Source organism: Pseudomonas sp. GW823-FHT03E05, from assembly GCF_058796855.1.
The window spans coordinates 727,067-749,607 of record NZ_JBXAJB010000004.1 but is presented as its reverse complement, the minus strand read 5'-3'; the positions used below and the strand labels follow the sequence as shown (position 1 = coordinate 749,607).

Below are 22,541 nucleotides of genomic sequence, written 5' to 3'. Positions count from 1 at the left end.
ACACCCAAGCAATTTGCTTAAGAAGCGAGTTGCGGTGTGTGAAGACGATACAAACCGAAAGTTTGCGAACACACAAACCTATTACATACCCATTCGCTGGCACGTTGCATAAGCAACGGACTGGCTACCGAATTTCTTGACGACCATAGAGCGTTGGAACCACCTGATCCCATCCCGAACTCAGAAGTGAAACGATGCATCGCCGATGGTAGTGTGGGGTTTCCCCATGTGAGAGTAGGTCATCGTCAAGATTAAATTCCGAAACCCCAACTGCACATGCAGTTGGGGTTTTGTTTTTGCGCGTGGAAAATTTGCTCTTATTCGCAAACAAATTTGCACAGTTATTTTCGGATTGGAACACTAGAATAACCGTTACTTTCTCCACTCCCAGAGCCTTCTATGCCAGATCCGGTTGACGCCCCCGGGTTGTCAGAATTACCACTGGACGACCTGGTTGCCTGCCATGAGTGCGACTTGCTGATGCGCAAGCCCAAGCTCGCCCTCGGTGAGAAAGCCCAGTGCCCGCGTTGTGGCTATGAGCTCTACGCGCACCGGCACAATGTGGTCGAACGCAGCCTGGCCCTGGTGATCGCGGCCTTGTTGCTCTATGTGCCGGCGAACTTTCTACCCATCATGCAGCTCAATCTACTGGGACAGTCTTCCGAAGACACGGTCTGGAGCGGTGTGCAGGGGCTGTTCGACACCGGTATGGAAGGCGTGGCGGTGGTGGTGTTCCTGTGCAGCATGGGCATTCCCCTGCTCAAGTTGATTTGCCAGCTTTTAGTCCTGCTGAGTATTCGTTGGGACATCGGCCGCAGTTACGGCCTGCTGCTCTATCGCATTTATCACCATCTGCGCGATTGGGGCATGCTCGAGGTCTACCTGATGGGGGTGCTGGTGGCCATCGTCAAGTTGGCCGACATGGCATCCATTACCGTGGGCCTGGGCCTGGTGTGTTTTATCAGTCTGTTGTTGGTGCAGGTCTGGCTGGAGGTGGTGATGTCGCCTCACCAGATCTGGCAAGCGTTATCGGGAGAGGATATACATGCGGGCGATTGAGGCAGGCATTCTGATCTGTACTGAATGCCACGAGTTGAATCGGCAGGAGGCTGACAGCGAAGAGCAGACCTGCACTCGCTGCGGGGCCATGGTTCATCCTCGCCGCCCCAATAGCATACTGCGCACCTGGGCGTTGCTGCTCACCGCCGCGATCCTCTACGTCCCGGCCAACGTGCTGCCGATCATGACCGTCAGTTCCCTGGGCCAGGGTGACCCCAGCACCATCATGTCCGGGGTCATCCAGTTGGTGCAGCACGGCATGTTTCCCATCGCTGCGGTGGTGTTCGTCGCCAGTATCCTGGTGCCCACCTTCAAGCTGGTGGGCATTGCCCTGTTGTTGTTTTCGGTGCAACGTCACCAGCCGCTCTCGGCCCGACAGCGGATCATCATGTACCGCTTTATCGAGTTCATCGGCCGCTGGTCGATGCTGGATATCTTTGTCATCGCCATCCTGGTGGCGGTGGTCAACTTTGGCCGGCTGGCCAGCATCGAGGCCAATCTCGGTGCGGTCGCCTTTGCCAGCGTGGTGATTCTGACCATGCTGGCTGCAGTAACTTTCGATCCCCGACTGATCTGGGATAACACGGAGTCGGACGACGACCATGAGTGATTTGCCTACCGCCAAAACCCGCCCGGCCTCCAACTGGTCGGCTATCTGGGTATTGCCCCTGATTGCCCTGATCATCGGCGGCTGGCTGGGCTGGCGTGCCTACAGCCAGACCGGTATCGAGATCCAGTTGCGCTTTGAAAGCGGCGAGGGGATCCAGGCCAACAAGACTGAAGTGGTCTACAAGGGCATGCCCGTAGGTAAGGTCAAGACCCTGGCTCTGGACGATGAGGGCAACTCCAAGGGAGTGATTGCCACGGTCGAGATGAACAAGGACGTCGAACAGTACCTGAAGACCAACACCCGCTTCTGGCTGGTCAAACCCAGTGTCAGCCTGGCCGGGATCACTGGCCTGGAAACCCTGGTCTCGGGCAACTACATCGCCGTCAGCCCCGGGGATGGCGAGCCGAGTCGCAAGTTCAAGGCCCTGGCCGAAGAACCTCCTTTATCTGATGCCAAACCGGGCCTGCACCTGACCATCAAGGCCGAGCGCCTGGGGTCGCTGAACCGTGGCAGCCCGGTGTTCTACAAGCAGATCCAGGTTGGCCAGATCAAGAGCTTCCTGCTCTCCGAAGACCAGAACACGGTAGAGCTCAAGGTCTATATCGAGCCCACCTATGCCAATCTGGTGCGCAAACACACACGTTTCTGGAACGCCAGCGGCATCAGCATCGACGCCAACCTGTCCGGGGTAAAAGTACGCAGCGAGTCCCTGTCCAGCATCGTCGCCGGGGGGATCGCCTTTGCCACGCCGGAGAATCGCAAGGACAGCCCGCCCACCGACCCAAGCCTGCCGTTCCGTCTGTATGAGGACTTCGACGCCGCCCAGGCCGGGATCCGCGTCAAGGTCAAGCTCACCGATTTCGAAGGCCTGCAGGCCGGGCGCACCCCGGTGATGTACAAGGGCATCCAGGTGGGCAGCCTGAAAGCCCTGAAGGTCGACTCCGACCTGAGCAGCGCCACCGCCGAGCTGACTCTCGATCCCCTGGCCGAGGATTACCTGGTCCAGGGCACCCAGTTCTGGACCGTCAAGCCTTCGATCTCCCTGGCCGGCATCACCGGTCTTGAGGCCCTGGTCAAGGGTAACTACATCGCTATCCGTCCCGGCGACAAGGGCGCCGCGCCCCAGCGCGAGTTCGAGGCCCGGGCCAAGGCCCCGCCGCTGGACCTGCGTGCCCCCGGCCTGCACATGGTGCTGTTCACCGACAACCTGGGGTCCCTGGATGTCGGCAGCCCGATTCTCTATAAACAGGTCAAGGTCGGGTCGGTGCAGAGCTACCAGTTCTCCCACACCCGCAAGCAACTGGTGATCGGCGTCCACATCGAGAAGGAATATGAAGGGCTGGTCAACGGTTCGACGCGCTTCTGGAACGTCAGTGGCATCACCCTGACTGGGGGCCTGACCGGTGGTATCCAGATCAAGAGCGAGTCGCTGCAAAGCCTGATGGCGGGTGGCATCGCCTTCGAGACCCCGCTGCCCAACGTGCCGCTGAAAAAGCGCATTCCACGTTTCCGCCTGTTCGCCAACCAGGAGGAGGCGGCGCAGCGCGGCACCCTGGTGAGCATCAAGGTTGATCGCGCCGACGGCTTGCGGGCCGGTACGCCTGTACGCTTCAAGGGCCTGGACGTGGGCAAGCTGGAAGAAGTGACCCTCAGCGCCGACATGCAATCGGTCATGCTCAAGGCGCGGATCACCGAAGTGCCCGAGCGCATCGCCCGGGTCGGCAGCCAGTTCTGGGTGGTCAAGCCGGAGTTGGGCCTGATGAAGACCTCGAACCTGGAAACCCTGGTCACTGGCCAATACATCGAGGTCCAGCCTGCGACGAAGAGCCAGGGCGTGCAGACCAGTTTTGTCGCCTTGCCGCAACCGCCGGAAGCCAGCGTTCAGGAAGCCGGCCTGAGCCTGGTGTTGAGCGCTGCTCGGCGTGGCTCGCTGAAAGTCGGAGTGCCGGTAACCTACCGCGAAGTGGCGGTGGGCAAGGTGACCGGTTACGAGCTGGGCCAGACGGCCGATCGGGTACTGATCCACATCCTCATCGAACCCAAGTACGCACCGCTGGTTCGCAGTGGTACACGCTTCTGGAACAGCAGTGGATTTGGTGTCGACTTTGGCCTGTTCAAGGGGGCGACGGTGCGTACCGAATCCCTGGAGACCCTGATCCAGGGGGGGATTGCCTTCGCGACGCCGGATGGCGAGCGCATGGGCAACCCGGCGCGGCCTCAGCAGACCTTCCCGCTGTTCGACAAGTTCGAAGAGGAATGGCTGACCTGGGCACCGAAGATCCCCCTGGGCAAATAACCTTCCTGTAGGAGCCGGCTTGCCGGCGAAGAGGCCCTCAGCCCTGCGTCGCGCCAGAGGACGCCTTCGCTGGCAAGCCAGCTCCTACAACAGCTTTCCCATAAAAAAGGCCGCGCTCGGAAGAGCGCGGCCTTTTTCGTTGCAGCGTTACGAAATCAGACTTCGTCCAGCTCCGCTTCCGGCTCTGCGTTCAGCACGGCCTTGACCTGATCGTGACGACGGATGAACTTCCAGTCGGCCTCGTCGATGTAGATGCCGTTCGGTCCGCTGCCACCTTCCAGGTCGATGGCCACCTGGGCCGAAACCTGGGGCTTCACACTGGCCAGGATTGGCACGAAGCCCAATTGCAGGCTGGTTTCCAGCAGCGCCGCCTGGTTGCGCTCGTCGATGTCCGCCGCCTCGTCGAGGTAGTAAGGCAGGCGGATGCGCCCGGCCTGGTCGCGGTCCATCAAGTGCAGCAACAGGTACATGTTGGTCAGCGCCTTGATGGTCATGGTGGTGCCGTTGGACGCCGCGCCATCGATGTCGGTGTGGATGACCGGCTGGCCGTTGACCTTGGTGATCTCGAACGCCAGTTCGAACAGGTCCTTGAGGCCCAGCTGGTTGTGGTTGGCCGCCACCAGCCGCGCCAGGTACTCCTTGGCTTCTTCGTTCTTGTTGTCCTGCTCGGCGCTCTGGCTCAGGTCGAACACCGACAGGGTCTCGCCTTCTTCGTATTGCCCGGCGCTGTGGATGATCTGGTCGATGTGCTTGAGGGCTTCCTTGTTCGGCGCCAGGACGATGCGGAAGCTCTGCAGGTTGGACACCTGGCGCTTGTTGATCTCGCGGTTGAACAGCGCCAGCTGGTGTTCCAGGCTGTCGTAGTCGCTGCGGATATTGCGCAGGGTCCGGGCGATATCGGTGACCGCGGCGCGGCGCGCCTTGCCCAGGGTCAGGGCTTCGTCGGTGCGGTGGGCATAGGCGTTGATCAGCAGCTGCAGGCGACGCTCGACGTCATCCTCGCTGTCGAACTTGGCCACGCCCTTGAGGCGCACCTGGGCATACAGCGCCTCGATCTGCCCGTCGACCCGCTGCAAGCCCTGCCAGCTGTCCTGGTAGTCGTTGAGCAATGGCAGCAGGTTGTCCATGGAATCGTCCACCGGGTCCATGAACGGCGTGCCGAAGGGCAGGTCTGCCGGCAGCAGCTGACGGCGACGCAGAGCGTCGTCCAGGGTGCGCTGCTTGGCTTCCATGTCGGCGATCTGCCGGCCCACCAGTTGCAGCTTCGCGGACAACTGCTGGACGCGCTCGGTGAAGGCGTCGCTGGAGCGCTTGAGTTCGTCCTGGGCGGCCTCCATCTGTGCCAGCTGCTCCAGCTTCTCGCCTTCCTCGGCGCTCAGAGTCTGAGCGCGGCGGAAGTCTTCCAGGGCCTTCTGGGCATCCAGTACCTGTTGGTACAGGGCTTCGGTCTGGGTCTTGCTCGCGGCGCGGTCGGCGGCCACGGCGGCCTGGGTCTTGAGCTGCTTGAGCTCTTTTTCCAGGCGTTCTTTCTGATCCCGCAGGGCGGCGCGGTCGGCCAGGGCCTGCAAGGCTGGCGGTTCGATGTGGGAGATGTCGATCGACAGCCCCGGCACTTCGAAACGCTCGCCCTTGAAGCCGTCGAGGATCAGCTCCACCGACTTCACCCACTCGCCGTTGTCGTCCAGGGCAATGCCGTGTTCGCCCAGGGGCAGGCTGAACAGCGCGCTGTTGAACAGGCGCATCAGGCGCTCCACGTCCTGCTGGGAGAACTCTTCCCGCAGGCGGGCGTAGCTGTTGTTGTCGGCATGATCGAGCTGCTGCTTCACCGACTTCAGGCGTTTTTCCAGGTCCCGCAGGCGCTCTTCCAGGTCTTCGGCGGAGAATTGCCGGGACTGGGCCAGGGCGCCGGCCAGTTCGTCGTGAGCATCCTTGGCCGCCAGCAGTTGCTGTTCCAGGACCTTGACGTCATCCACCAGGGCGAAGCGGTGCTTGAGCACCGACAGCTCACCCAGCCAGCGCTGGGTGCCGGTGATTTCCCGCTCCAGGCGCATCATTTCCTGGGTGCTGCTGCGCTGGTCGTTCTGCAGCGCGTCCTGCTCGTTGCGGTAATGCTCGGCCTGGATGGTCAGCTCTTCCTTGCGGGCGCCGGCGTAGTCCGACCAGGTGCCCAGCAGCGAGTCCAGCAACGGTGACAGGCGATGCAGTTTGCCCCGCAGAATGTCCCGCTGCTTCACGCCGTTGGCCAGGGCTTCCACCAGAGGGCCCGCAGCCACCAGGGAGTTGTAGTCCTGCTCCATGCGCCGCACATCGCGGAAGGCTTCGTCGCAGGCGGCGATGTAGTCGACGCTACCGGAGCGCAGGCTGTGCTCGAAGGCATCGAGGAACAGCTGCTTGAGCTTGGCCGCGGTGATTTCGCGCATGTGCAGCAGGTTGATGAACAGCGCACGGAAGGTCTTCAGGCTCTGTTCACTGGTGGAGCGCAGCGGAATCAGGGTCAGGTCCAGGGGGATCGACGTATGGCCGCCCACCAGCAGGCGCCGCAGTTCATCCGGCTTGAGTTCATAGGCCTTCAGGCCCTGGCGCTCCAGGTTGGTGAACAGCTCTTTCTGCCGCAGGCAGGTGTCGTCCTTCTGGTAGTGCGCCAGGTCCAGCTGCCCGGCGTAGGCGAAGAACTGGTGACCGAAACCGCCGCCCGGGCCACGCCCGGCCACGCCGATCACATGGGGGCCGTGGGGCAGCGAGACTTCCACCAGGATGTAGCTGGTGTCGGAAGCGAAGTAGAAGCGCCGGGATTGTTCCAGGCTGTACTTGCCGAAGCTCATGTCCGACATGCGTGCCAGGATCGGGAATTGCAGGGCGTTGATCGATGCCGACTTGCCCAGGTTGTTGGCCCCGTACACCGACAGCGGCTCTTCCAGGGGGAACAGGCCGAGGCTGTAGCCGGCGGTGTTCAGTAGGGCGAAGCGGCGGATGCCGTAGCGTTCCTTGCTCATGCGTCGAGCTCCTGTTCTTCGGCGATGGCTCGGGCCAGCGCGTCTTCTTCACTTTCTTCGGACTCGTCGAATTCGCTCAGGTCCAGCGGGTCATCGGTCTGCAGCAGTTTCTCGTCGCTGTCGTTGTCCACCAGCACCGGGGTCGGCAACGGCAGCACGCTGTGCAGGCTGGCGGCCAGGTCGCGGTCCTGCTGCACCGACAGGCAGACATCGAGGAAGCGGTGCATCGGCGGCAGGAAGCGATAGATCCCCGGCTCCTCGGCGGCAAAACCCAGCTGGGTCATGCGGCGCATGATCTTCTCTTCCAGCTCTTCCTGGGTCTGCACTTCGGCCTGGATGAACAGGTCGCGGTATTTTTCCAGCAGCGACGGCAGTTCGTCGCGGCCCAGGCTGCCGCCGTCGAGCACGGCGATCGGGTCGCGGCCCTGGTCGGCCAGGTGCTCCACCAGGATGAAGGTGAACAGCGCCAGGCGCTGGGCGGTCTTGTTCACCTGGGCGGCGGCGTTGTCCGGCACGAAGTAGTAGAAGCCGCGGGTATCGCACACCAGCTCGAAGCCCAGGGCCTTGAACAGGGTGCGGTACTGGTCCTGGAAGTTCGACAGTTGGGCGTACAGCTCCGGGTCGCGGCGGCTGACGTGGTAACCCTTGAACAGCTCGCGGAAGATCGGCGCCAGCTGGGACAGTTCGGAAAGATCAAGATGCATTGGCGTTGCTCGCAGAATGCTCGGCGGCGTCATCGCGGGCCGAGAGCAGGGCGAAGGAGCGCAGGCTGACCTGGTGCTCCTGGGTGTGGTAGTCGCGGCGTTCGAGGCGCTCGCGCTTGAAGCGTTTTTCCCGGGACAGGCGCGAGAACCAGTACAGCAGTTCGTCGGTGGCGCCATCGGGCTCCTGGTCCAGCAGCCAGCTCATCAGGTCCGGCATCGGCAGGGCGTCTTCGCAGCGCTCGAGCATTTCCCGGACCGTGCGCGGTGCCTTGGGGGCCACGCCCTTGTGGGTCTTGTGGGCCTTGGGGAAGCGCGCGGGCTTGGGTTCGAAGCGGGCCAGGGCGTAGACATAGGCTTCCACCTGGCCGGAGCTGCCGAGGAAGGTGCTTTGCGGACGGGTGAACATCGGCATGGCGGCCTGGGGCACGGCGTCGATGCCCTTGCGGCGGATGGCCGACAGGGCCAGGGCCGCGCCGCGGGTCACGGCGTTGTGACGGCGCGCCTCCTCACGCAGCGGCAGCAGCAGTTCCCGGGCATGGCGCAGGGTCAACTGGGCGCTGGTCTGCATTTCCAGGATCCGCGCGTGGGTGCGCAACAGCATGTCGTCGTCCACCAGGTGGCCCAGGCGCTGCTGTTCGGTGAGCATGCGCAGCAGGACGTTCTCCACCTTGCGCACGCCCTGTTCGAAGGCGCCGTCGGCGTTCACCAGCTGGATCATCGGTTCAACGTATTCGTCCCAGGTGGCCAGCACCTCGGCATAGCGCTGGCGCAGGGGGATCTGCCGGTCGCTGGTCTTGGCCCGCTCGGCCACGGCCACCAGGGCCTGTTCGTCGTTGGCGAGCTTCTTCAGGACATCGCGCACGCGCATGTCCAGCAGCCGCAGCTGGCGCGCCAGGTCGTTGCCGTCGCGCACGTCGAAGGCGTCCTGGATGTAACCGGCCAGGCGCTCGAGGTGGCGCAGGTAGGCTTCGATTTCCAGGCACAGGCCCAGGCGGTGTTCACGGCGCAGGTAAGCGAGGAAGTCGTGGATCTGCGCATTGAGCTCGAAACGGTTCGGGCTTTTCGCCACCGGGACCAGGATGTCCAGGCGTATCCATACGTCCAGCAGGTGAGTGATGTCCTGGGGCGTGCTGTCCAGTTGTTGGGCAGCCAGCTGTGAACGCAGTTCGGCAAGACTCAGGGTGCCTTGGTCGAAGTGCTCGCACAGCGGCTCCAGAAGTGCCCAGTGTTCGGCGAGGGCGCGCAAGACGCGCTTGGGTTCGATCATCGGAATGGCCGGCTGGTTGGCAATGAAAAGCGGCGATTGTACTGCATCAGGGGGCTGACGATTCACCCCCAGGTCCAGGTATGAGACGGACAGTCGCTTTTGTGCGCAATCAACTGCGGGCGATCTTCGGCGAAGGACGGTAGAATCCCCCTCCTCAGTTATCCACAAGTGGCCGACCTTTGCTTATCGAGTCCCGTCGTCGCGCTTATCTGTCCGCCATGCAGGTGGTCAGTTGGCTGCCGCGCAGCGAATTGCCCTTTGCCGCCCCTTCGCGCCCCGAGTTGCTGGCCCTGCCGGAACCGGAGGTGGAGGCGCCGCCTGCCCCTGTGGTCGAGGCCAAGGCCCCCGCGGCGCCGGCGGCAAGGAACGTCGAACGGCCGAAGATCGAGGTGCCGCGTCCCTCCACCGCCCCTGCGCGCCCAGCCAGCAAGGCGCCGACCGAGGGCGAAGAGGCCCCGGCCCCGGTGGTCAAGGCCCCGGTGGTACCGCCGCCGCGTTTTGCCCTGCAGTTGCTGCGGGCCGGCCGTTGCCTGCTGCTGGTGGAGTTACCCACAGGCGAAGCCTTCCAGAGCCGCGACCCGGCCTACCTGTTGCTCAAGGACATGCTGCGCGCCGCCGGCCTGCCAGACAGCCCGCAGATCCTCGCCGAGCCGGTGCGCTGGCCGATGCTGACCCGGGGCAACCTGGACCAGGGCCCCGAGGCTGCGCGGGATTTCGTCCAGGCCTTTGTCGGCGTGCGGATCGAGCAGGAACCCTGTGTCTGTCTGTGGCTGATCGGCCTGCCGGCGGTGCGATTTGCCGGCGAGGCGAATGCCGAATCCTACAACCGCGAACTCCAGGTCGAAGGCCTGGGTTCGGCCTGGGCCCTGCCTGGCCTGGAACTATTGATGGAAGAGCCACAGCGTAAGGCTGATGTCTGGCAAGCCATGCGTCGCTTGATGACGCGCTGGAAAAGCACTGATGAGCAAAATGACCAATGAGTGACGCGTTGACCTTCCGCCTGGCCACCGAAGCGGACCTGGATAGCATCCTGAAAATCGAATATGCGGCGTTCAGCCACCCCTGGACCCGGGGCATTTTCATGGATGCCTTCAAGTCCTACGAGGTCTGGCTGATGTTCGAAGGCAGCCAGCAAGTGGGCCACGGGGTGATCCAGGTGATCATCGACGAAGCGCATCTGCTGAACATCACCGTCAAGCCGGAAAGCCAGGGCCGTGGCCTGGGCCTGCGGTTGCTGGAAGAGCTGATGAAGCGCGCCTACCAGAAGGACGCCCGGGAGTGTTTCCTGGAAGTGCGCTCCAGCAATCAGACCGCCTATCGGTTATACGAGCGTTATGGCTTCAATGAAGTGGGGCGCCGCCGCGACTACTACCCGGCGGTAGGCGGTCGCGAAGACGCCCTGGTCATGGCCTGCACGCTGGTCGACTGAGCCTCTAACCGCACGCGGGCCGCTGTAGGATCTGGCTTGCCAGCGAAGGCGCCATTCGGGGCGATGCACGGCTTGAGGGCCTCTTCGCCGGCAAGCCGGCTCCTGCGGGAGAGCGCGTCATTGAATGCGGTGCAGGGCTCAGGGCTTGCCGTCCAGCGGGTCGCGGCGGGCCAGTTCGGCTTCATCCAGGCCATTGCCGCCACCAATGTTCTCTTCTTCGACAATACTCAGGTCCCAGTCGGCCGGTTTGTCGGCACCGGCCTCATGGGCGGAGCGGGCACCGTCTTCGCGGATCAGGGTTTCCGGGCTCAGGTCATCATCGCTTGCACCGTCGTCCGTGACGCGGTTGCTGGCGCGGGCGGCGGGTTCGTCGTCATCGAAATGCAGCTCCTCCATGGAGCCCATGCGGTCCTGATCGTCGTCGATGGGTTCGGGCTGGGGGGCGTTGTAGGGGCGTCGTGATTCGTTCATGGCGATTACTCATACTTCGGGACTGGATAAAGGGTGGACCCTTGCATGCCCCTGAAGATTCCCCCGCAAGGGATGGCCGGTATCTGTAGCAATAGGCGTGACCTCGACGGGCGGCCGTCTGTCAAAGCAGCGCATCATTCTTGAGGCTTCACAGCATGAACGAACTACAAGATCTGATTGATAACAACGAGCGTTGGGCCGAAGCGATCAAGCAGGAAGATCCGGACTTCTTCTCCAAACTGGCTCGCCAGCAGACCCCGGAATACCTGTGGATCGGCTGTTCGGACGCGCGGGTGCCGGCCAACGAGATCGTCGGCATGCTGCCGGGCGATCTGTTCGTGCACCGCAACGTGGCCAACGTGGTACTGCACACCGACCTCAATTGCCTGTCGGTGATCCAGTACGCGGTGGATGTACTCAAGGTCAAGCACATCCTGGTTACCGGCCACTACGGCTGTGGCGGCGTGCGCGCCTCTATGCAGGATCGCCAGCTGGGCCTGATCGACGGCTGGCTGCGTTCGATCCGCGACCTGTACTACGAGCACCGTGAAGCGCTGGGGCAGTTGCCCACGGAAGAAGAGCGGGTCGACCGTCTGTGCGAGCTGAACGTGATCCAGCAGGTGGCCAACGTCGGCCATACCAGCATCGTGCAGAACGCCTGGCATCGCGGGCAGAGCCTGTCGATCCACGGTTGCATCTACGGCATCAAGGACGGTCGCTGGAAGAGCCTGAACGCCACCATCAGCGGCTTCGAGCAGTTGCCGCCGCAGTATCGGCTGCGTCCGGTGGGCGCGGTCTGATCGTCGCTGGCCCCAGGCGGCGATAGGGCGCAGGCTTGCGGGCTCTGTCAGAGCACCGCGACCCTGCGGGTCGATCGCAGCCTGCGGCAGCGGCTACAGGTTGAGGGGTCGGCTCAGAGGTGCGGTACCTCGGTGCTTGGCGCCGGTGCCGGGGCCTTGAGCTGGTTGAGCTGGGTCTTGACCGGTGCACTGGTGCATTTGGCCGCGGCTTGCTGCTCGCTCAGCTTGCGCACCGAGGTGTAGAACAGCTCGCAGGTCTGCACTTTCTGCGTCACCTGCCAGGTCTGGGTGCAACTGCTCAGCAGCGTACTGGGATCGGTTCCCGGCTTGCTGCCCATGCCGGCCTGCCAGCAGGCCGCGCTCAGGTCCTGGCCCATCACTTTCAACCCCGCGGCATCGGCCTTGGCCTGGTCATCGTCGTAGTTCGCCGGGTCTGCCGCGTACCAGATATAGCTCGGGTGGTTGGAGCCCAGCACCGGCACCTTGACCCCCTCGCTGGGGCTGATCTGTGCCAGGCCCAGCACATTCACCGTGACCCCGTACTGCTGCTTGAGCCAATTGCGCACCGGTGCGCCGAAGGCCACCATCGGCAGGGCCGCGCCGCTGGTGCTCTGGCTGACCTGCCTGACCATGCTGGTCTGGTAGCTGTTGAAGTAGCTGTAGACCCCCTCCAGGTCCTTGCCGGCACTCGATGGCGCGGCAATCGGCGCGATGTCGACGATGGTCTGGTAGGCCGGGGTCTGCTCGGCGGCGATGCCGTTGGCCGTCAACAGGGTTGCCCAGCGGTCGGTGGTGGCCGACTCCAGATAGTCCTGGGCCTGGGTCAATGAATAGTCCGGCGGGAAGTGCAGCAGCTCGACGCTCTTGCGGTTTTCCAGGGCCATGCCCAGGGGCAGGAACAGGTACCAGCTGTAGGCCCATTTGCCATCGGCATTGAGCTGGCTGGCGCCCTTGTAGGCCAGGTCGCCGGCATCCAGCAGGGCACTCAGGGGCTTGTCGTAGCCGTCCGGCACACCGCTGATGGAGGCCAGGACCTTGTCGCCGGTGGTCTTGACACTGACTTTTGCAGCGCTGTAGCCGTCACGCTGCAGGCTCTGGGTCAGGTAGTGAGCCACCGTCTCTTCCAGGGTCCAGTTGCGATAGCAGATCACGTTGCAGTTGTTGGGGTAGGCGAAGAGTTGGGTGACGCGCTGGGGGCTGCCCAGATCGACTTCGACATCGGCCTGTGCCGTCGCGCTCAGGGCAGCAGCGGTCAGCGCCAGGGTCATTCCTGCGAATTTGAACATGCTCAGATCCTTTTCAGCGTGAACCCCTTCGAAGGGGGGCAGGACATACTGAAACAGCACCGAGCGGAGAAACAGCCGGGAGTGAAAAAATATCCATTGCCCCGGCCGCGCAGGGTTCAACCAGGCATGAGGCGCGTCCAGGGAAACCCCGGGGCATGGAGCTGACAGACCCGGATGATCACGATCATGACGACCAGATAGATCGGCTGCCAGGGGCTGAAGTGATTCCAGTGCAAGGCGCCCAGCCAGGGGCTGCGGGCACAGAAATCCGGGTCCGGCTGGCCGATGCGCCGCGAATGCAGCAGGCCGATCAGCACAAAGCCCAGGTAGGCCAGTATCCCCAGGGCCCCCAGCCAATAGCCGAACAGGCCCAGCATGACCGCTTGCGGCACCCCGTGGCGCAGCACCAGCCAGTGCTGGTGCGGATTCAGGCGCTTGGGCACCAGGCGCTCGCTCAACCACAGGTCGATGGCCAGCAGGCGGGCGATCGCAGGGGCCCAGGTGTTGAGCAGGATCAGCCCGAAAATCGCCAGGACACCCCCACAGAACAGCCCCATCATCACTGCAAGTTCTTTGCTGTGTTGGGGCTTGTTCATGAAGTACAGGCTCAGGGCCAACCCCATAGCGATCCCTGACCTGATCCAGCTGTCCACACCCTGCGGACGGGGCATCAGGTTCTGCCAGAAAAACACATCGCTGCGAGGCAGCCGCTCCAGCAGCGCCGGGAAACGCGAGGCCAGGGTCTGCGACAGCTCCATGCAGGCCTGCCAATGTTCGTCTTCGAAGTGCCGGGTCAGGGCGACCTGGCGACGTCGGGGCATGGGGTTCAGCAGCAGGCGAGCCGCGGCAACGTCCGGCGTCGCTTCGCCGGGTTCCCCGGCGTTGGCCAGCAGCTTCTGATAGAAGGCCTCCTGCTGGCAGCGCTCGATCAGCGACTGCCAGAGCCACGCCGGTTCAGGGGTGTTGCCACGGCTTTCGTCCCAGCCAAACAACTGGCATACCCGATCGAACAAGGGTACCTGCCAGGCTTGCTGCTGCAGCAACTGCAGCATTTCATGCTGCCAGTTCTGGCGATGATCGAAGATCCGCAGCCAGGGTTGTGCGCAGTAGCTCGTCAGGCGTTCGAGGAAGGCCCGTTCCTGGCCGGCTTGCAGCAACGCTTCCAGCGTCCGGCGGTATTCCTGCAACAGCGTCTTGACCAGGAATGCCTCTTGCCAGGCCTCCATGGGCGGTTGTTGCCAGGGTGTCAGCCAGTCCAGATGCTCGGCGGCCCAGCCGATGATCGCGGCGTATTGCTCGGGGTGGGCGCAGCACGCCACCAGCAGGCGCTGCAGGAAATCGTCCTCGCAACCCTCCTGCCGAGCCTGTTGCCAGCGCTCTGGCAGGTTCTCGACGCCCAGCCCCTTGAGCAGCGGCAATGCGCTAGTGGCTGGAGCGGGTAGGGGGGCGGGATCCTGCGGGGCGGGCGGGACCCAGTCCGCCAGCGGTTCGACGGACAGCGGGACGTCTTCAAGCAGGCTGGCCCATTGCTGGGCCTGGGAAGGGCCCCTCGGCGTTGGCCGCGGGGCGGCCGCGTCCATCTCTATCAGGCCCGACCAGGCCTGCAGGTTGTCCGGGGGCGGTGCCTTAGTGGAGGCGGTCTGGATCACCGCGACTTCATCCGCGATCTCTTCCCGCCAGCGGGCCAGTTGCAGCGCCCGCTCATAGGCTTCACGCAGGCGCTGGAAGCCTTCGGCATCCTCGTCCGGACGGGTGATCTTCAACTGCCGGGCATAGCTGCGCTTGATGCTGCGTTCGTCGGCGTCCTCGGGCAACTCCAGCAGGGACCAGCAATCCATGTTGCCGCTCCTCAGTGCCAGTGGCCGTTTTCCAGGTGTTGCAGCTGTTCACTGAGCTGGCTGCGCACTTCGCGGATCTTGCGCTCGTCCTGGGTTTCCAGCACTTGCTGGAATTGCCCGGCCCAATAGCCGATCTGTTCGCGCAACTCCCCCAGGCTCTCCTGATACAGGCGTTCCAGTCGGGCGCTGAGCAGCGTGTTGACCTGCTGGTCGCGGGGGTGAATCTTCAATTGCGCCAGGGCCTTGAGGCGCTCCTGGATTTCTTCCGGAGTCAGCACGCCGGGGTTGTTTTCGATCACCAGGGAATGGCTTTCCCCGGTCAGCGGGATGCTCACCTGGGCTTCCAGCAGGCCGTTGATGTCGTAGGTGAAGCGCACGTCCAGCGAGACTTCGCCGGCGGGGCGCTTGGGCACGCGCATTTCCAGCTGGCCCAGGGCGACGTTGTCGCGCACCAGGCGGCTTTCGCCCTGGAAGATCTTCAGCAGCACCTGCTCCTGGTTGTCATGCAAGGTCTGCACGGTCTTGACCCGGCTTACCGGCACCACGCTGTTGCGCTCGATGATCGGCAGGTAGTGCCCGCTCTCGATCTGGTTGCCGTATTGCTGGGAGGTCTCGATCCCCAGGGTGTAGGAGCAGACGTCGGTCAGCACCACTTCTTCCAGGGCCGCCGAGCGTGCCTTGAGGGCCGCCTGGACCGCCGCGCCCTGGGCCACCACCTGGTCGGGATCGAGGCTGATGGAGGGAAAGCGCCCGAACAGCCCGGCCGCCAGCTTGCGCACCAGGGGCATGCGGGTGGCGCCGCCCACCAGGAGGATTTCATCCAGGTCGCTGACGCGGATCCGTGCATCGCGCAGGGCGCGTTCGATGGGCGTCCGCAGGCGCTCCAGCAGCGGCGCATAGAGGCTGGCCAGTTGCGCCTGGGTGATGGTCTGGGTCCATTGCCGGCCATCGACCCGCAGGCTGAATTCGGCACTGGGCTCCTGGCCGAGGGCGCGGCGCACGCGCTCGGCTTCCCGGCGCAGTGCCTGGAGCACGCTCTGGCGTTCGGGAAAGCCCGCGGCCTGGGCCTGCTGTTCGAGGAAGTGTTCCAGCAGCAGGTTGTCGAAGTCCTCGCCGCCGAGGAAGTTGTCGCCGGCGCTGGCGCGGACTTCCATGACCCCGTCGAACAGCTCCAGGATCGACACGTCGAAGGTGCCGCCACCGAGGTCGAAGACCAGGAACGAGGTTTCCCGGTCACGCTGGTGCAGGCCGTAGGCCAGGGCTGCGGCGGTGGGTTCGTTGATCAGTTTTTCCACCTTGAGCCCGGCCAGTTCGCCGGCAATCCGCGTGGCCTTGCGCTGGGCATCGCTGAAGTAGGCTGGCACGCTGATCACCGCTTCCTCCACCGGTTCGCCATAGGCCCGCTCAACGTCTTCCTTGAGGCTCTTGAGCACCAGGGCCGAGAGTTCTTCGGGGCGGTAGGTACGTTCCCCCAGGCGCACTTCGGTGGCGCTGCCCATATAGCGCTTGAACAGCGCCGTGGTGAGCTGCGGGTGCGTGTGCAGGCGCTCCCTGGCGGCTTGCCCCACCAGGATCCGGCCTTCGTCGTCCAGGCCCACCACGCTGGGGGTGAGCAGTTCTCCCAGGGCATTGGGCACCAGCTCGCTGGCGGTTTCGCGCCAGACCGCGACCAGGCTGTTGGTGGTCCCCAGGTCGATACCTACGATCATGACGACGAACTCCCTTTCCAATCGGAAAACAGATGAAACAAATAGGTGGCGCGCAGGATATTACCCGCCGGGTGGATGGGTAAAGTGGGTGATGTTATATGGCTATCATTTGTGCCGGTGCCGCAGAACCGAAGCCGGGCTTGGGTTTCGGTTCTGCGGTGGCAGGTGGGCCCGTTGCGGGCCCGGCCGGGGTCAGGCCGTGAAGTGCAGGGCGTTGGTCAGGTCGCCCATGGGCTTCTGGCCCCGGGCGATCATGGCCTGGTCACGTTCCTTGATGCCGTCCAGGGTTTCCAGCTGGAACACCCGGGTGATCAGCCGCAGGATCGAGGCGGTGTCGTAGACCGTGTGGTCCACCGTGCCCTTGCGAGCGAACGGCGATACCACCAGGGCCGGAATCCGCGTGCCCGGGCCCCAGCGGTCGCCCTGGGGCGGCGCCACGTGGTCCCACCAGCCGCCGTTTTCGTCAACGGTGACGATCACCACCATGTTTTTCCACTGCGGGCTTTCCCGCAGCACTTTCAATGCCCGGTCGATATGCCGGTCGCCGGCGGCCACATCGGCATAGCCGGCGTGCAGGTTGAGGTTGCCCTGGGGTTTGTAGAAGGTCACCGCCGGCAGCTTGCCGGCCTCGGAATCGGCGAAGAACTTGTTGGTGCTCGACTCATCGCCCAGGCCGCCGTCGCGCAGGCGCTTGGCCCGTTCGGCGGGGTTTTCCGGGCCCTGGCGCACGAAGTAGTTGAAGGGTTGGTGGTGGTACTGGAAGTTGGGGATCTTGGGAATCCCGCCGGAATCCTTGAACTGCTCCAGGGTCGCCTGCCAGGCGCCGCCGTACCAGGCCCAGTCGACGTTCTTCTTCGACAGCTTGTCGCCGATGTGTTCGTGGGTTTGAGGCACCAGTACGCTGGGCAGGTCCGGCTTGGCGTAGTCCGGGCGCTCCGGGTCGCGGATCCAGGTTGGCCAGTAGGGCGGGGCCATGGTATTGACCGCGTAACCGTCCGGGGTCAGGGCGCTGGGACCGAACTGCGGAGCGCCATCCATGGCACTGGCCGGGGACTTGTCCAGGGGCTTGAGGCGGGTGCCCTTGGGGTCGTCGCCCTGCAGGGTGGCGATCTGCGACTTGGCCACCGAGTTGGCGGCATCGGGGTAGAACGGCACCTTGGCGCTGATCAGGTACTGGTGGTTGAGGAACGAGCCACCGAATGCCCCCTGGAAGAAGTTGTCGCAGAGCACGAACTCCCGAGCCACGTCCCACAGGCGCAGGGAGTAGCGGGTCTGGGCATAGTGGCCCATGGTCAGGGCGCCGGAGTCGGCCCAGGCCACGAAGCTGTCGTTCTTGCCGCCGTTGATCTGCATCTGGTTCTGGTAGAACACGTGCCACAGGTCGCGGGTCACCAGGCCCAGGGGCAGGTCCTCGCCACTGGGCCCCTTGAGGGCGAAGGGGGCATTGGGCAGGTTTTCCTGGAACTGGGTTTCCACCGGGTAGGTGATGCCGTCCAGGGTCTGCGGGCCCACCTGGAGAATGCCGCCCCAGATCGGCGGCAGTTTCTGCAACAGGTTGCCGTCGCGGTCGCGCTGCTGGAAGTCTTCGGGCTTGAGGGCCGAGAGCGGTTTCTCCACCCCGGGAAAGTTGGCGAACAGGTTGTTGAAGCTGCGGTTCTCGGCGAACAGTACCACTACGTTTTTCACCTGCTCCTGCAGCGCCTTGTCCAGTTTGGCCGGGGACAAGGGGCGTTCCACCGGCGGTTTGCCTCCTGGCTCGCCGGGCTGGCCGCAGGCGCTCAGGGTGGCGCCGACCCCCAGAACCGCAACGCCGCCTAGGAAGCGGCGGCGGCTGGTATCGGCAGGCTGGTCGGTGGCGGATTCGGGGGTGTCGCGCAGGTCGGTATCGTCGCTCATGTCGGCTCCTTGCTCGGCTCTCTGAGGATTCGTTACAAAGTATTTCGGTCGCACGGTAACAACCGAATATGACGCAAAGGCTACAGGAATGCGGCACGGCCTGGCTGTCTGGGCCCTGGATAAATCTGCGATTGGGCCGGCGGGCCGTTATCCACAGGCCCGCTGTGCAGCGGGCCTGTGGCTCTGTCAGGGAATGACCGGCGGCAGGTAGGACAGGGTGGTCCCCAGGGCCCAGAGCAGCACCAGCACCAGGGGCGCATGCACCAGCAACTGGACAAAGGAGAAGCCGATCAGGTCCCGGGCCTTCAAGCCCAGCACCCCCAGCAGCGGCAGCATGTAGAAGGGGTTGATCAGGTTCGGCAGGGCCTCGGCGGCGTTGTAGATCTGTACCGCCCAGCCCAGGTGGTACTGCAGGTCATTGGCCACCTGCATCACGTAGGGCGCCTCGATGATCCACTTGCCGCCGCCCGAAGGAATGAAGAAACCCAGCACCGCCGAGTACAGCCCCATCAGCAGCGCGTAGGTGTCGTGGGAAGCGATCTGCACGAAGAAGGTCGAGATGTGGTGGGCCAGGGTCTGGCCGTCCACGCCCTTGACCACGGTCATCAGCGCGGCGATCGAACCGTACAGCGGGAACTGGATCAGCACCCCGGTGGTGGTGGGCACCGCGCGGGCCACTGCATCGAGGAAGCTGCGCGGCCGCCAGTGCAGCAGGGCGCCGGCCATCAGGAACAGAAAGTTGTAGGTGTTGAGCCCGGAGATCGCGGTGATCGCCGGTTTGGTGGCGAACTCGTGATACAGCCAGCCGGCCGCCAGCAGCGCCAGGAGAAGGGTCAGCAGCGGGCTGTATTCCAGCCATTCGCCAGGTCGGGTCCGGGGTTGCGGCTTGGGCATGCTGAAGCTCGGGTCGACCCCGCAGGCCTGGGCATCCCGGGCGCTGCCGGGGCCGGGCGCCGTGGCGTAGGCGACGATCAGCGAGACCACCACCAGGGCCAGCAGCAGGACGCCGGATTGCCAGAGAAAGATGGTCTGGGTGAAGGGAATGACCCCGGTGATGGCCAGGATCGACGGTGGCAGGCTGCCGGGGTTGGCCTGCAACTGCGCCGCCGAAGACGACAGCCCCAGGGCCCAGACCGCGCCCAGGCCCAGGTAGGCGGCAGCGCCAGCGGCGCGGTAGTCCATGCGCAGTTCGGTACGCCGGGCCAGGGCCCGCACCAGCAGGCCACCGAACACCAGGGACAGGCCCCAGTTGAGCAGGGAGGCGACCATGGAAATCAGCGCCACCCAGGCCACCGCCGAGCGGCCGTTCCTGGGAATGCGCGCCAGCTTGTCGATCAGCTTCACCGCCGGCGGCGAGCTGGCTACCACATAGCCGCCAATGACCACGAAGGCCATCTGCATGGTGAAGGGGATCAGGCTCCAGAAGCCGTCGCCAAACGCCATGGCGGCATCGGTGGGCTTGGCGCCCATGGCCAGCGTGGCCAGGGCAACGATGATCACCGCCAGCGCGGCGAACACCCAGGAGTCGGGAAACCAGCGTTCGGCCCAGTTCGAGCAGCGCAGGGCAAAGCGGGCGGAGCGGCTATCTTGAATATCAGCGGCCACGTGAGTACCTCGGATTTCTTATGTTTATAAGGAGGTCGGCCGCCCCAGGCAGAGGCGGCCGAGAACTGTGCAAGAATGCGGCAATTGCCACGGACTGCAAAGGATCTCAACGCCCATGTCATTTTCCCCCGAAGAACGCGCCGCACTGCTCAAGGTCAAGGGTGTCGGTTCTACCGTGGTCGCTCGCCTGGAACAACTGGGCATCACTTCCCTGGCCCAGCTGGCCGCCGCCGATGCCCTGCACATCGTCACCCAGGCTTCGGCCCTGGTGGGTTCCAGTTGCTGGAAGAACAGCCCCCAGGCCCGCGCGGCGATCCAGGCGGCGATCGCCATGGCCAAAGGCAACTGAAGCGGTGCAGCGCCACCCGTCTTTCGCCTATCAGGCGGTCTACCGCTACCTGTCGCAGTGGATCGACAACGCCGCCAGCGATCAGGAGCAACGCCTGCCGTCATTGCGCGAACTGGCGCAGCGGCTGAAGGTTTCCCTGTCCACCATCAAGTACGCCTACGCCCTGCTGGAAGACGAGGGGCGCATCTGTTCGCGGCCGCGCCAGGGCTATTTCACCCGGGCCCTGGCCGCCGCGACCGTGCCCGAGGCCGGTGAGGATCTGCTCGACAACCTCTATGCCCAGGCCCGCCTGCCGGGGCGCCTGGCGCTGTGCAGCGATGCGCCGGCGATGCTGCTGTCGCTGGAGCAACCCTTGCTGATGACCGAGCGCGAACTGGCCCGCCAGTACCCGCGCAACCAGGCACCGCTGTACCAGCCCCTGGGCGAGCAGGAGCTGCGCAGCGAACTGGCCCGGCGCTACACCTGCTCCAGCCGCGACTACTGGCAGGCCGACCAGGTGTTCCTGGGGGCCGATCTGCACAGCGTGGTGGAGTTGGCGTTGCGGGCGCTGGACCTGGACGGCGGCGTGGTGCTGGTGGAGTCCCCGTGTTCCTGGGCGATCCTGCGCCAGTTGCGGGCGGCGCGCCTGCGGATTATCGAGCTGCCCCTGGATGCCGGCGGGCGCTTCGATCTGCAGCAGGTGCAAGCGCTGCTTCAGCGCGAGCCGGTGCGCCTGGCGGTGTTCTCCTCGACGGTGAACATCCCCCACGGCAGCCTGATGCCCGCCGCCGACAAGCAGCAGCTGTGCCGCTGGTTCGCCGAGCGGGGGATCTGGCTGCTGGAGAACGACAGCTACGGAGCATTCAGCTTCGTGCCCGGCGCTGCTCGCTATCGGGATTTCGCCGATCCCGAGCGCCTGCTGGTGTTCGCCAGCCTGGACAAGGCCATCGGCGCCGAGGCGCCCTTGAGCTACGTGCTGAGCCGCAGCCTGGGCCCGGCCTTGCAGCGCCAGTGCCTGGAGCGGCGCTTTCGCCTGTCGCCGATCCGCCAGAAGGCCGTGGCCCGGCTCTTGAGTTCCGGTCGCGTAGACCAGCACGTGCTGAAACTGCGGGGCATGCTGCAACAGCGGATGAAGCAGTTGCAGCAACTGCTGGACGAGCAGGCCGGCGGGCTGTTGCATGCGCCGCTTGCCGCCGGCGGCGCGACCTTGTGGGTCGAAGCCAGGCGCCCGGTGCCGATGACCCGGGTCTACGAGCGCCTGCTGGCCGACGGCATCGTCATCGCCCCGGGGGCGATCTTCAGCCAGCAGGGCTTGTGGCAGCAGCACCTGCGCCTGAGCTTTACCCTGGACTGGAGCAAGGATATCCAGGGCGCCCTCGGGCTGTTGGCGCGGGCGGTGAGTCAGGCCTCCTGAACCACCCCATAACAATGCTGCAACTGCGGAAAGGCCTGCTCCCGAACCTCTGCGGCGAAGCGTTCGCAGGCCTGGCTGATCAGGGCGCCGGCATCGGCGTATTGCTTGACGAAACGCGGCACCTGGGGCCCGCCCAGCCCCAGCAGGTCTTCGGTCACCAGTACCTGGCCGTCGCAGGCCGGGGAGGCGCCGATGCCAATGGTCGGCATCGGCGAGAAGTCGCTGATGCGCCGCGCCAGGGGCTCCGCAACCCCTTCCAGCAACAGGCTGAAGGCGCCGGCCTCGAGGTGGGCCCGGGCATCTTCCTCGATCTTGCGGGCCGCCTCGCTGTCGAGCCCCTGGGCCTTGAACCCGCCCATCTGGTTGACGAACTGCGGCATCAGGCCGATATGCGCCATCACCGGAATGCCCCGCTGCACCAGGAACTCCACGGTGGGCGCCAGGGCCCGGCCGCCCTCCAGCTTGAGGGCGGCGCAACCGGTGCGGGCCATCACCTCGGCGCAATTGCGGTAGGCCTGTTGCGGGGATTCCTGGTAGCTGCCGAAGGGCATGTCGGCAATCACGCAGGCCAGGCGGCTGCCGGCCACCACCGCGCGGGTGTGGGCGATGATTTCCGCCAGGCTCATGTCCAGGGTCGAGGTGCGCCCGTAACCGACCATGGCGGTGGAATCACCGATCAGGATGAAATCCACGAAGGGGTCCATCAGCCGCGCCATGTGGCTGGTATAGGCGGTGAGGGAAACGATCTTCTGCCGGCCTTTCATGGCCACCAGTTGCGGGACGCTCAGGCGCTGGGTGCGGGTATGGCTGCTCATGACGACTTTCCTGATTCTGCT

At 64.5% G+C, this 22,541-nt stretch carries 18 protein-coding genes and 1 rRNA gene; 9 read left to right on the top strand and 10 right to left on the bottom strand.

The window, feature by feature from the left end; genetic code table 11:
• The first annotated feature begins 135 nt into the window (after nt 1–135).
• The 4 genes from rrf to AC1RCO_RS20415 all read left to right on the top strand — a co-directional run bounded on the left by rrf (nt 136) and on the right by AC1RCO_RS20415 (nt 3,965).
• A 5S ribosomal RNA gene (gene rrf / locus AC1RCO_RS20430) occupies nt 136–251 on the top strand.
• A gap of 148 nt (nt 252–399) precedes the next feature.
• Complete coding sequence (locus AC1RCO_RS20425; RefSeq protein WP_041119907.1) at nt 400–1,059, top strand: paraquat-inducible protein A; 660 nt, start codon at nt 400–402, stop codon at nt 1,057–1,059.
• Nucleotides 1,046–1,669: a paraquat-inducible protein A gene (locus tag AC1RCO_RS20420; protein ID WP_492617990.1), complete on the top strand. Its 624-nt coding sequence runs from the start codon at nt 1,046–1,048 to the stop codon at nt 1,667–1,669. Before AC1RCO_RS20425 ends, AC1RCO_RS20420 begins: the two co-directional genes overlap by 14 nt.
• A complete protein-coding gene (locus AC1RCO_RS20415) occupies nt 1,662–3,965 on the top strand; it encodes a PqiB family protein (protein WP_011063484.1) in 2,304 nt (767 codons plus the stop codon). Before AC1RCO_RS20420 ends, AC1RCO_RS20415 begins: the two co-directional genes overlap by 8 nt.
• A gap of 155 nt (nt 3,966–4,120) precedes the next feature.
• Here AC1RCO_RS20415 and mksF read toward each other — a convergent pair whose 3' ends face one another.
• From mksF to mksB, 3 genes are read right to left on the bottom strand one after another with little or no spacing between them, the layout of a single operon-like run.
• Nucleotides 4,121–6,958: an Mks condensin complex protein MksF gene (mksF, locus tag AC1RCO_RS20410; RefSeq protein ID WP_019093571.1), complete on the bottom strand. Its 2,838-nt coding sequence runs from the start codon at nt 6,956–6,958 to the stop codon at nt 4,121–4,123.
• Complete coding sequence (gene mksE, locus AC1RCO_RS20405; protein WP_015637041.1) at nt 6,955–7,662, bottom strand: Mks condensin complex protein MksE; 708 nt, start codon at nt 7,660–7,662, stop codon at nt 6,955–6,957. The genes mksF and mksE overlap by 4 nt, the downstream gene beginning before the upstream one ends.
• Entirely contained in the window at nt 7,652–8,929 is a 1,278-nt protein-coding gene (gene mksB, locus AC1RCO_RS20400) for an Mks condensin complex protein MksB (protein WP_026020016.1), read from the bottom strand. Before mksB ends, mksE begins: the two co-directional genes overlap by 11 nt.
• Before the next feature lie 179 nt (nt 8,930–9,108).
• On the opposite strand from mksB, the gene AC1RCO_RS20395 reads away from it, so the two are divergent.
• Nucleotides 9,109–9,909, top strand: a complete 801-nt coding sequence (locus AC1RCO_RS20395) for a hypothetical protein (protein ID WP_015637039.1) — start codon at nt 9,109–9,111, stop codon at nt 9,907–9,909.
• Entirely contained in the window at nt 9,906–10,358 is a 453-nt protein-coding gene (gene rimI / locus AC1RCO_RS20390) for a ribosomal protein S18-alanine N-acetyltransferase (protein ID WP_011063479.1), read from the top strand. Before AC1RCO_RS20395 ends, rimI begins: the two co-directional genes overlap by 4 nt.
• Nucleotides 10,359–10,496: 138 nt before the next feature.
• Here rimI and AC1RCO_RS20385 read toward each other — a convergent pair whose 3' ends face one another.
• Nucleotides 10,497–10,829 carry a hypothetical protein gene (locus AC1RCO_RS20385; RefSeq protein WP_011063478.1) on the bottom strand — a complete coding sequence of 111 codons (333 nt, stop codon included), beginning with the start codon at nt 10,827–10,829 and terminating at the stop codon, nt 10,497–10,499.
• A 155-nt stretch (nt 10,830–10,984) separates the two neighbouring features.
• On the opposite strand from AC1RCO_RS20385, the gene can reads away from it, so the two are divergent.
• Nucleotides 10,985–11,629 (top strand): carbonate dehydratase, encoded by a 645-nt coding sequence (gene can, locus AC1RCO_RS20380; protein ID WP_011063477.1) that lies wholly within the window; start codon nt 10,985–10,987, stop codon nt 11,627–11,629.
• Between the two features lie 113 nt (nt 11,630–11,742).
• Here the strand turns inward: can and AC1RCO_RS20375 are convergent, their stop codons facing one another.
• From AC1RCO_RS20375 to AC1RCO_RS20355, 5 genes are all read right to left on the bottom strand, one after another.
• Nucleotides 11,743–12,915, bottom strand: a complete 1,173-nt coding sequence (locus AC1RCO_RS20375) for a hypothetical protein (RefSeq protein WP_220223282.1) — start codon at nt 12,913–12,915, stop codon at nt 11,743–11,745.
• A gap of 116 nt (nt 12,916–13,031) precedes the next feature.
• Nucleotides 13,032–14,753 (bottom strand): J domain-containing protein, encoded by a 1,722-nt coding sequence (locus AC1RCO_RS20370; RefSeq protein ID WP_492617989.1) that lies wholly within the window; start codon nt 14,751–14,753, stop codon nt 13,032–13,034.
• An 11-nt stretch (nt 14,754–14,764) separates the two neighbouring features.
• Nucleotides 14,765–16,462, bottom strand: a complete 1,698-nt coding sequence (locus tag AC1RCO_RS20365) for a molecular chaperone HscC (protein ID WP_065365161.1) — start codon at nt 16,460–16,462, stop codon at nt 14,765–14,767.
• Between the two features lie 192 nt (nt 16,463–16,654).
• Nucleotides 16,655–18,358 carry an acid phosphatase gene (locus AC1RCO_RS20360; protein ID WP_492617988.1) on the bottom strand — a complete coding sequence of 568 codons (1,704 nt, stop codon included), beginning with the start codon at nt 18,356–18,358 and terminating at the stop codon, nt 16,655–16,657.
• A 186-nt stretch (nt 18,359–18,544) separates the two neighbouring features.
• On the bottom strand, nt 18,545–19,963 hold the full coding sequence (locus AC1RCO_RS20355) for a short-chain fatty acid transporter (protein ID WP_011063472.1): 1,419 nt from the start codon (nt 19,961–19,963) through the stop codon (nt 18,545–18,547).
• Between the two features lie 115 nt (nt 19,964–20,078).
• Between AC1RCO_RS20355 and AC1RCO_RS20350 the strand changes: the two genes are divergently transcribed.
• Both AC1RCO_RS20350 and AC1RCO_RS20345 read left to right on the top strand, forming a co-directional pair.
• A complete protein-coding gene (locus tag AC1RCO_RS20350; protein ID WP_041774476.1) occupies nt 20,079–20,312 on the top strand; it encodes a hypothetical protein in 234 nt (77 codons plus the stop codon).
• A 4-nt stretch (nt 20,313–20,316) separates the two neighbouring features.
• Nucleotides 20,317–21,705 (top strand): aminotransferase-like domain-containing protein, encoded by a 1,389-nt coding sequence (locus tag AC1RCO_RS20345; RefSeq protein ID WP_072442468.1) that lies wholly within the window; start codon nt 20,317–20,319, stop codon nt 21,703–21,705.
• Here the strand turns inward: AC1RCO_RS20345 and panB are convergent.
• Entirely contained in the window at nt 21,693–22,520 is an 828-nt protein-coding gene (gene panB, locus AC1RCO_RS20340; protein WP_011063469.1) for a 3-methyl-2-oxobutanoate hydroxymethyltransferase, read from the bottom strand. The genes AC1RCO_RS20345 and panB overlap by 13 nt on opposite strands.
• Between the last annotated feature and the right edge of the window lie 21 nt (nt 22,521–22,541).

What these genes read in the sequence shown, in the direction of transcription:
- AC1RCO_RS20425 (WP_041119907.1), top strand. Translation starts at nt 400, where the DNA reads ATGCCAGATCCGGTTGACGCCCCCGGGTTGTCAGAATTACCACTGGAC.
- AC1RCO_RS20420 (WP_492617990.1), top strand. Translation starts at nt 1,046, where the DNA reads ATGCGGGCGATTGAGGCAGGCATTCTGATCTGTACTGAATGCCACGAG.
- AC1RCO_RS20415 (WP_011063484.1), top strand. Translation starts at nt 1,662, where the DNA reads ATGAGTGATTTGCCTACCGCCAAAACCCGCCCGGCCTCCAACTGGTCG.
- mksF (WP_019093571.1), bottom strand. Translation starts at nt 6,958, where the DNA reads ATGAGCAAGGAACGCTACGGCATCCGCCGCTTCGCCCTACTGAACACC.
- mksE (WP_015637041.1), bottom strand. Translation starts at nt 7,662, where the DNA reads ATGCATCTTGATCTTTCCGAACTGTCCCAGCTGGCGCCGATCTTCCGC.
- mksB (WP_026020016.1), bottom strand. Translation starts at nt 8,929, where the DNA reads ATGATCGAACCCAAGCGCGTCTTGCGCGCCCTCGCCGAACACTGGGCA.
- rimI (WP_011063479.1), top strand. Translation starts at nt 9,906, where the DNA reads ATGAGTGACGCGTTGACCTTCCGCCTGGCCACCGAAGCGGACCTGGAT.
- AC1RCO_RS20385 (WP_011063478.1), bottom strand. Translation starts at nt 10,829, where the DNA reads ATGAACGAATCACGACGCCCCTACAACGCCCCCCAGCCCGAACCCATC.
- can (WP_011063477.1), top strand. Translation starts at nt 10,985, where the DNA reads ATGAACGAACTACAAGATCTGATTGATAACAACGAGCGTTGGGCCGAA.
- AC1RCO_RS20375 (WP_220223282.1), bottom strand. Translation starts at nt 12,915, where the DNA reads ATGTTCAAATTCGCAGGAATGACCCTGGCGCTGACCGCTGCTGCCCTG.
- AC1RCO_RS20370 (WP_492617989.1), bottom strand. Translation starts at nt 14,753, where the DNA reads ATGGATTGCTGGTCCCTGCTGGAGTTGCCCGAGGACGCCGACGAACGC.
- AC1RCO_RS20365 (WP_065365161.1), bottom strand. Translation starts at nt 16,462, where the DNA reads ATGATCGTAGGTATCGACCTGGGGACCACCAACAGCCTGGTCGCGGTC.
- AC1RCO_RS20360 (WP_492617988.1), bottom strand. Translation starts at nt 18,358, where the DNA reads ATGAGCGACGATACCGACCTGCGCGACACCCCCGAATCCGCCACCGAC.
- AC1RCO_RS20350 (WP_041774476.1), top strand. Translation starts at nt 20,079, where the DNA reads ATGTCATTTTCCCCCGAAGAACGCGCCGCACTGCTCAAGGTCAAGGGT.
- panB (WP_011063469.1), bottom strand. Translation starts at nt 22,520, where the DNA reads ATGAGCAGCCATACCCGCACCCAGCGCCTGAGCGTCCCGCAACTGGTG.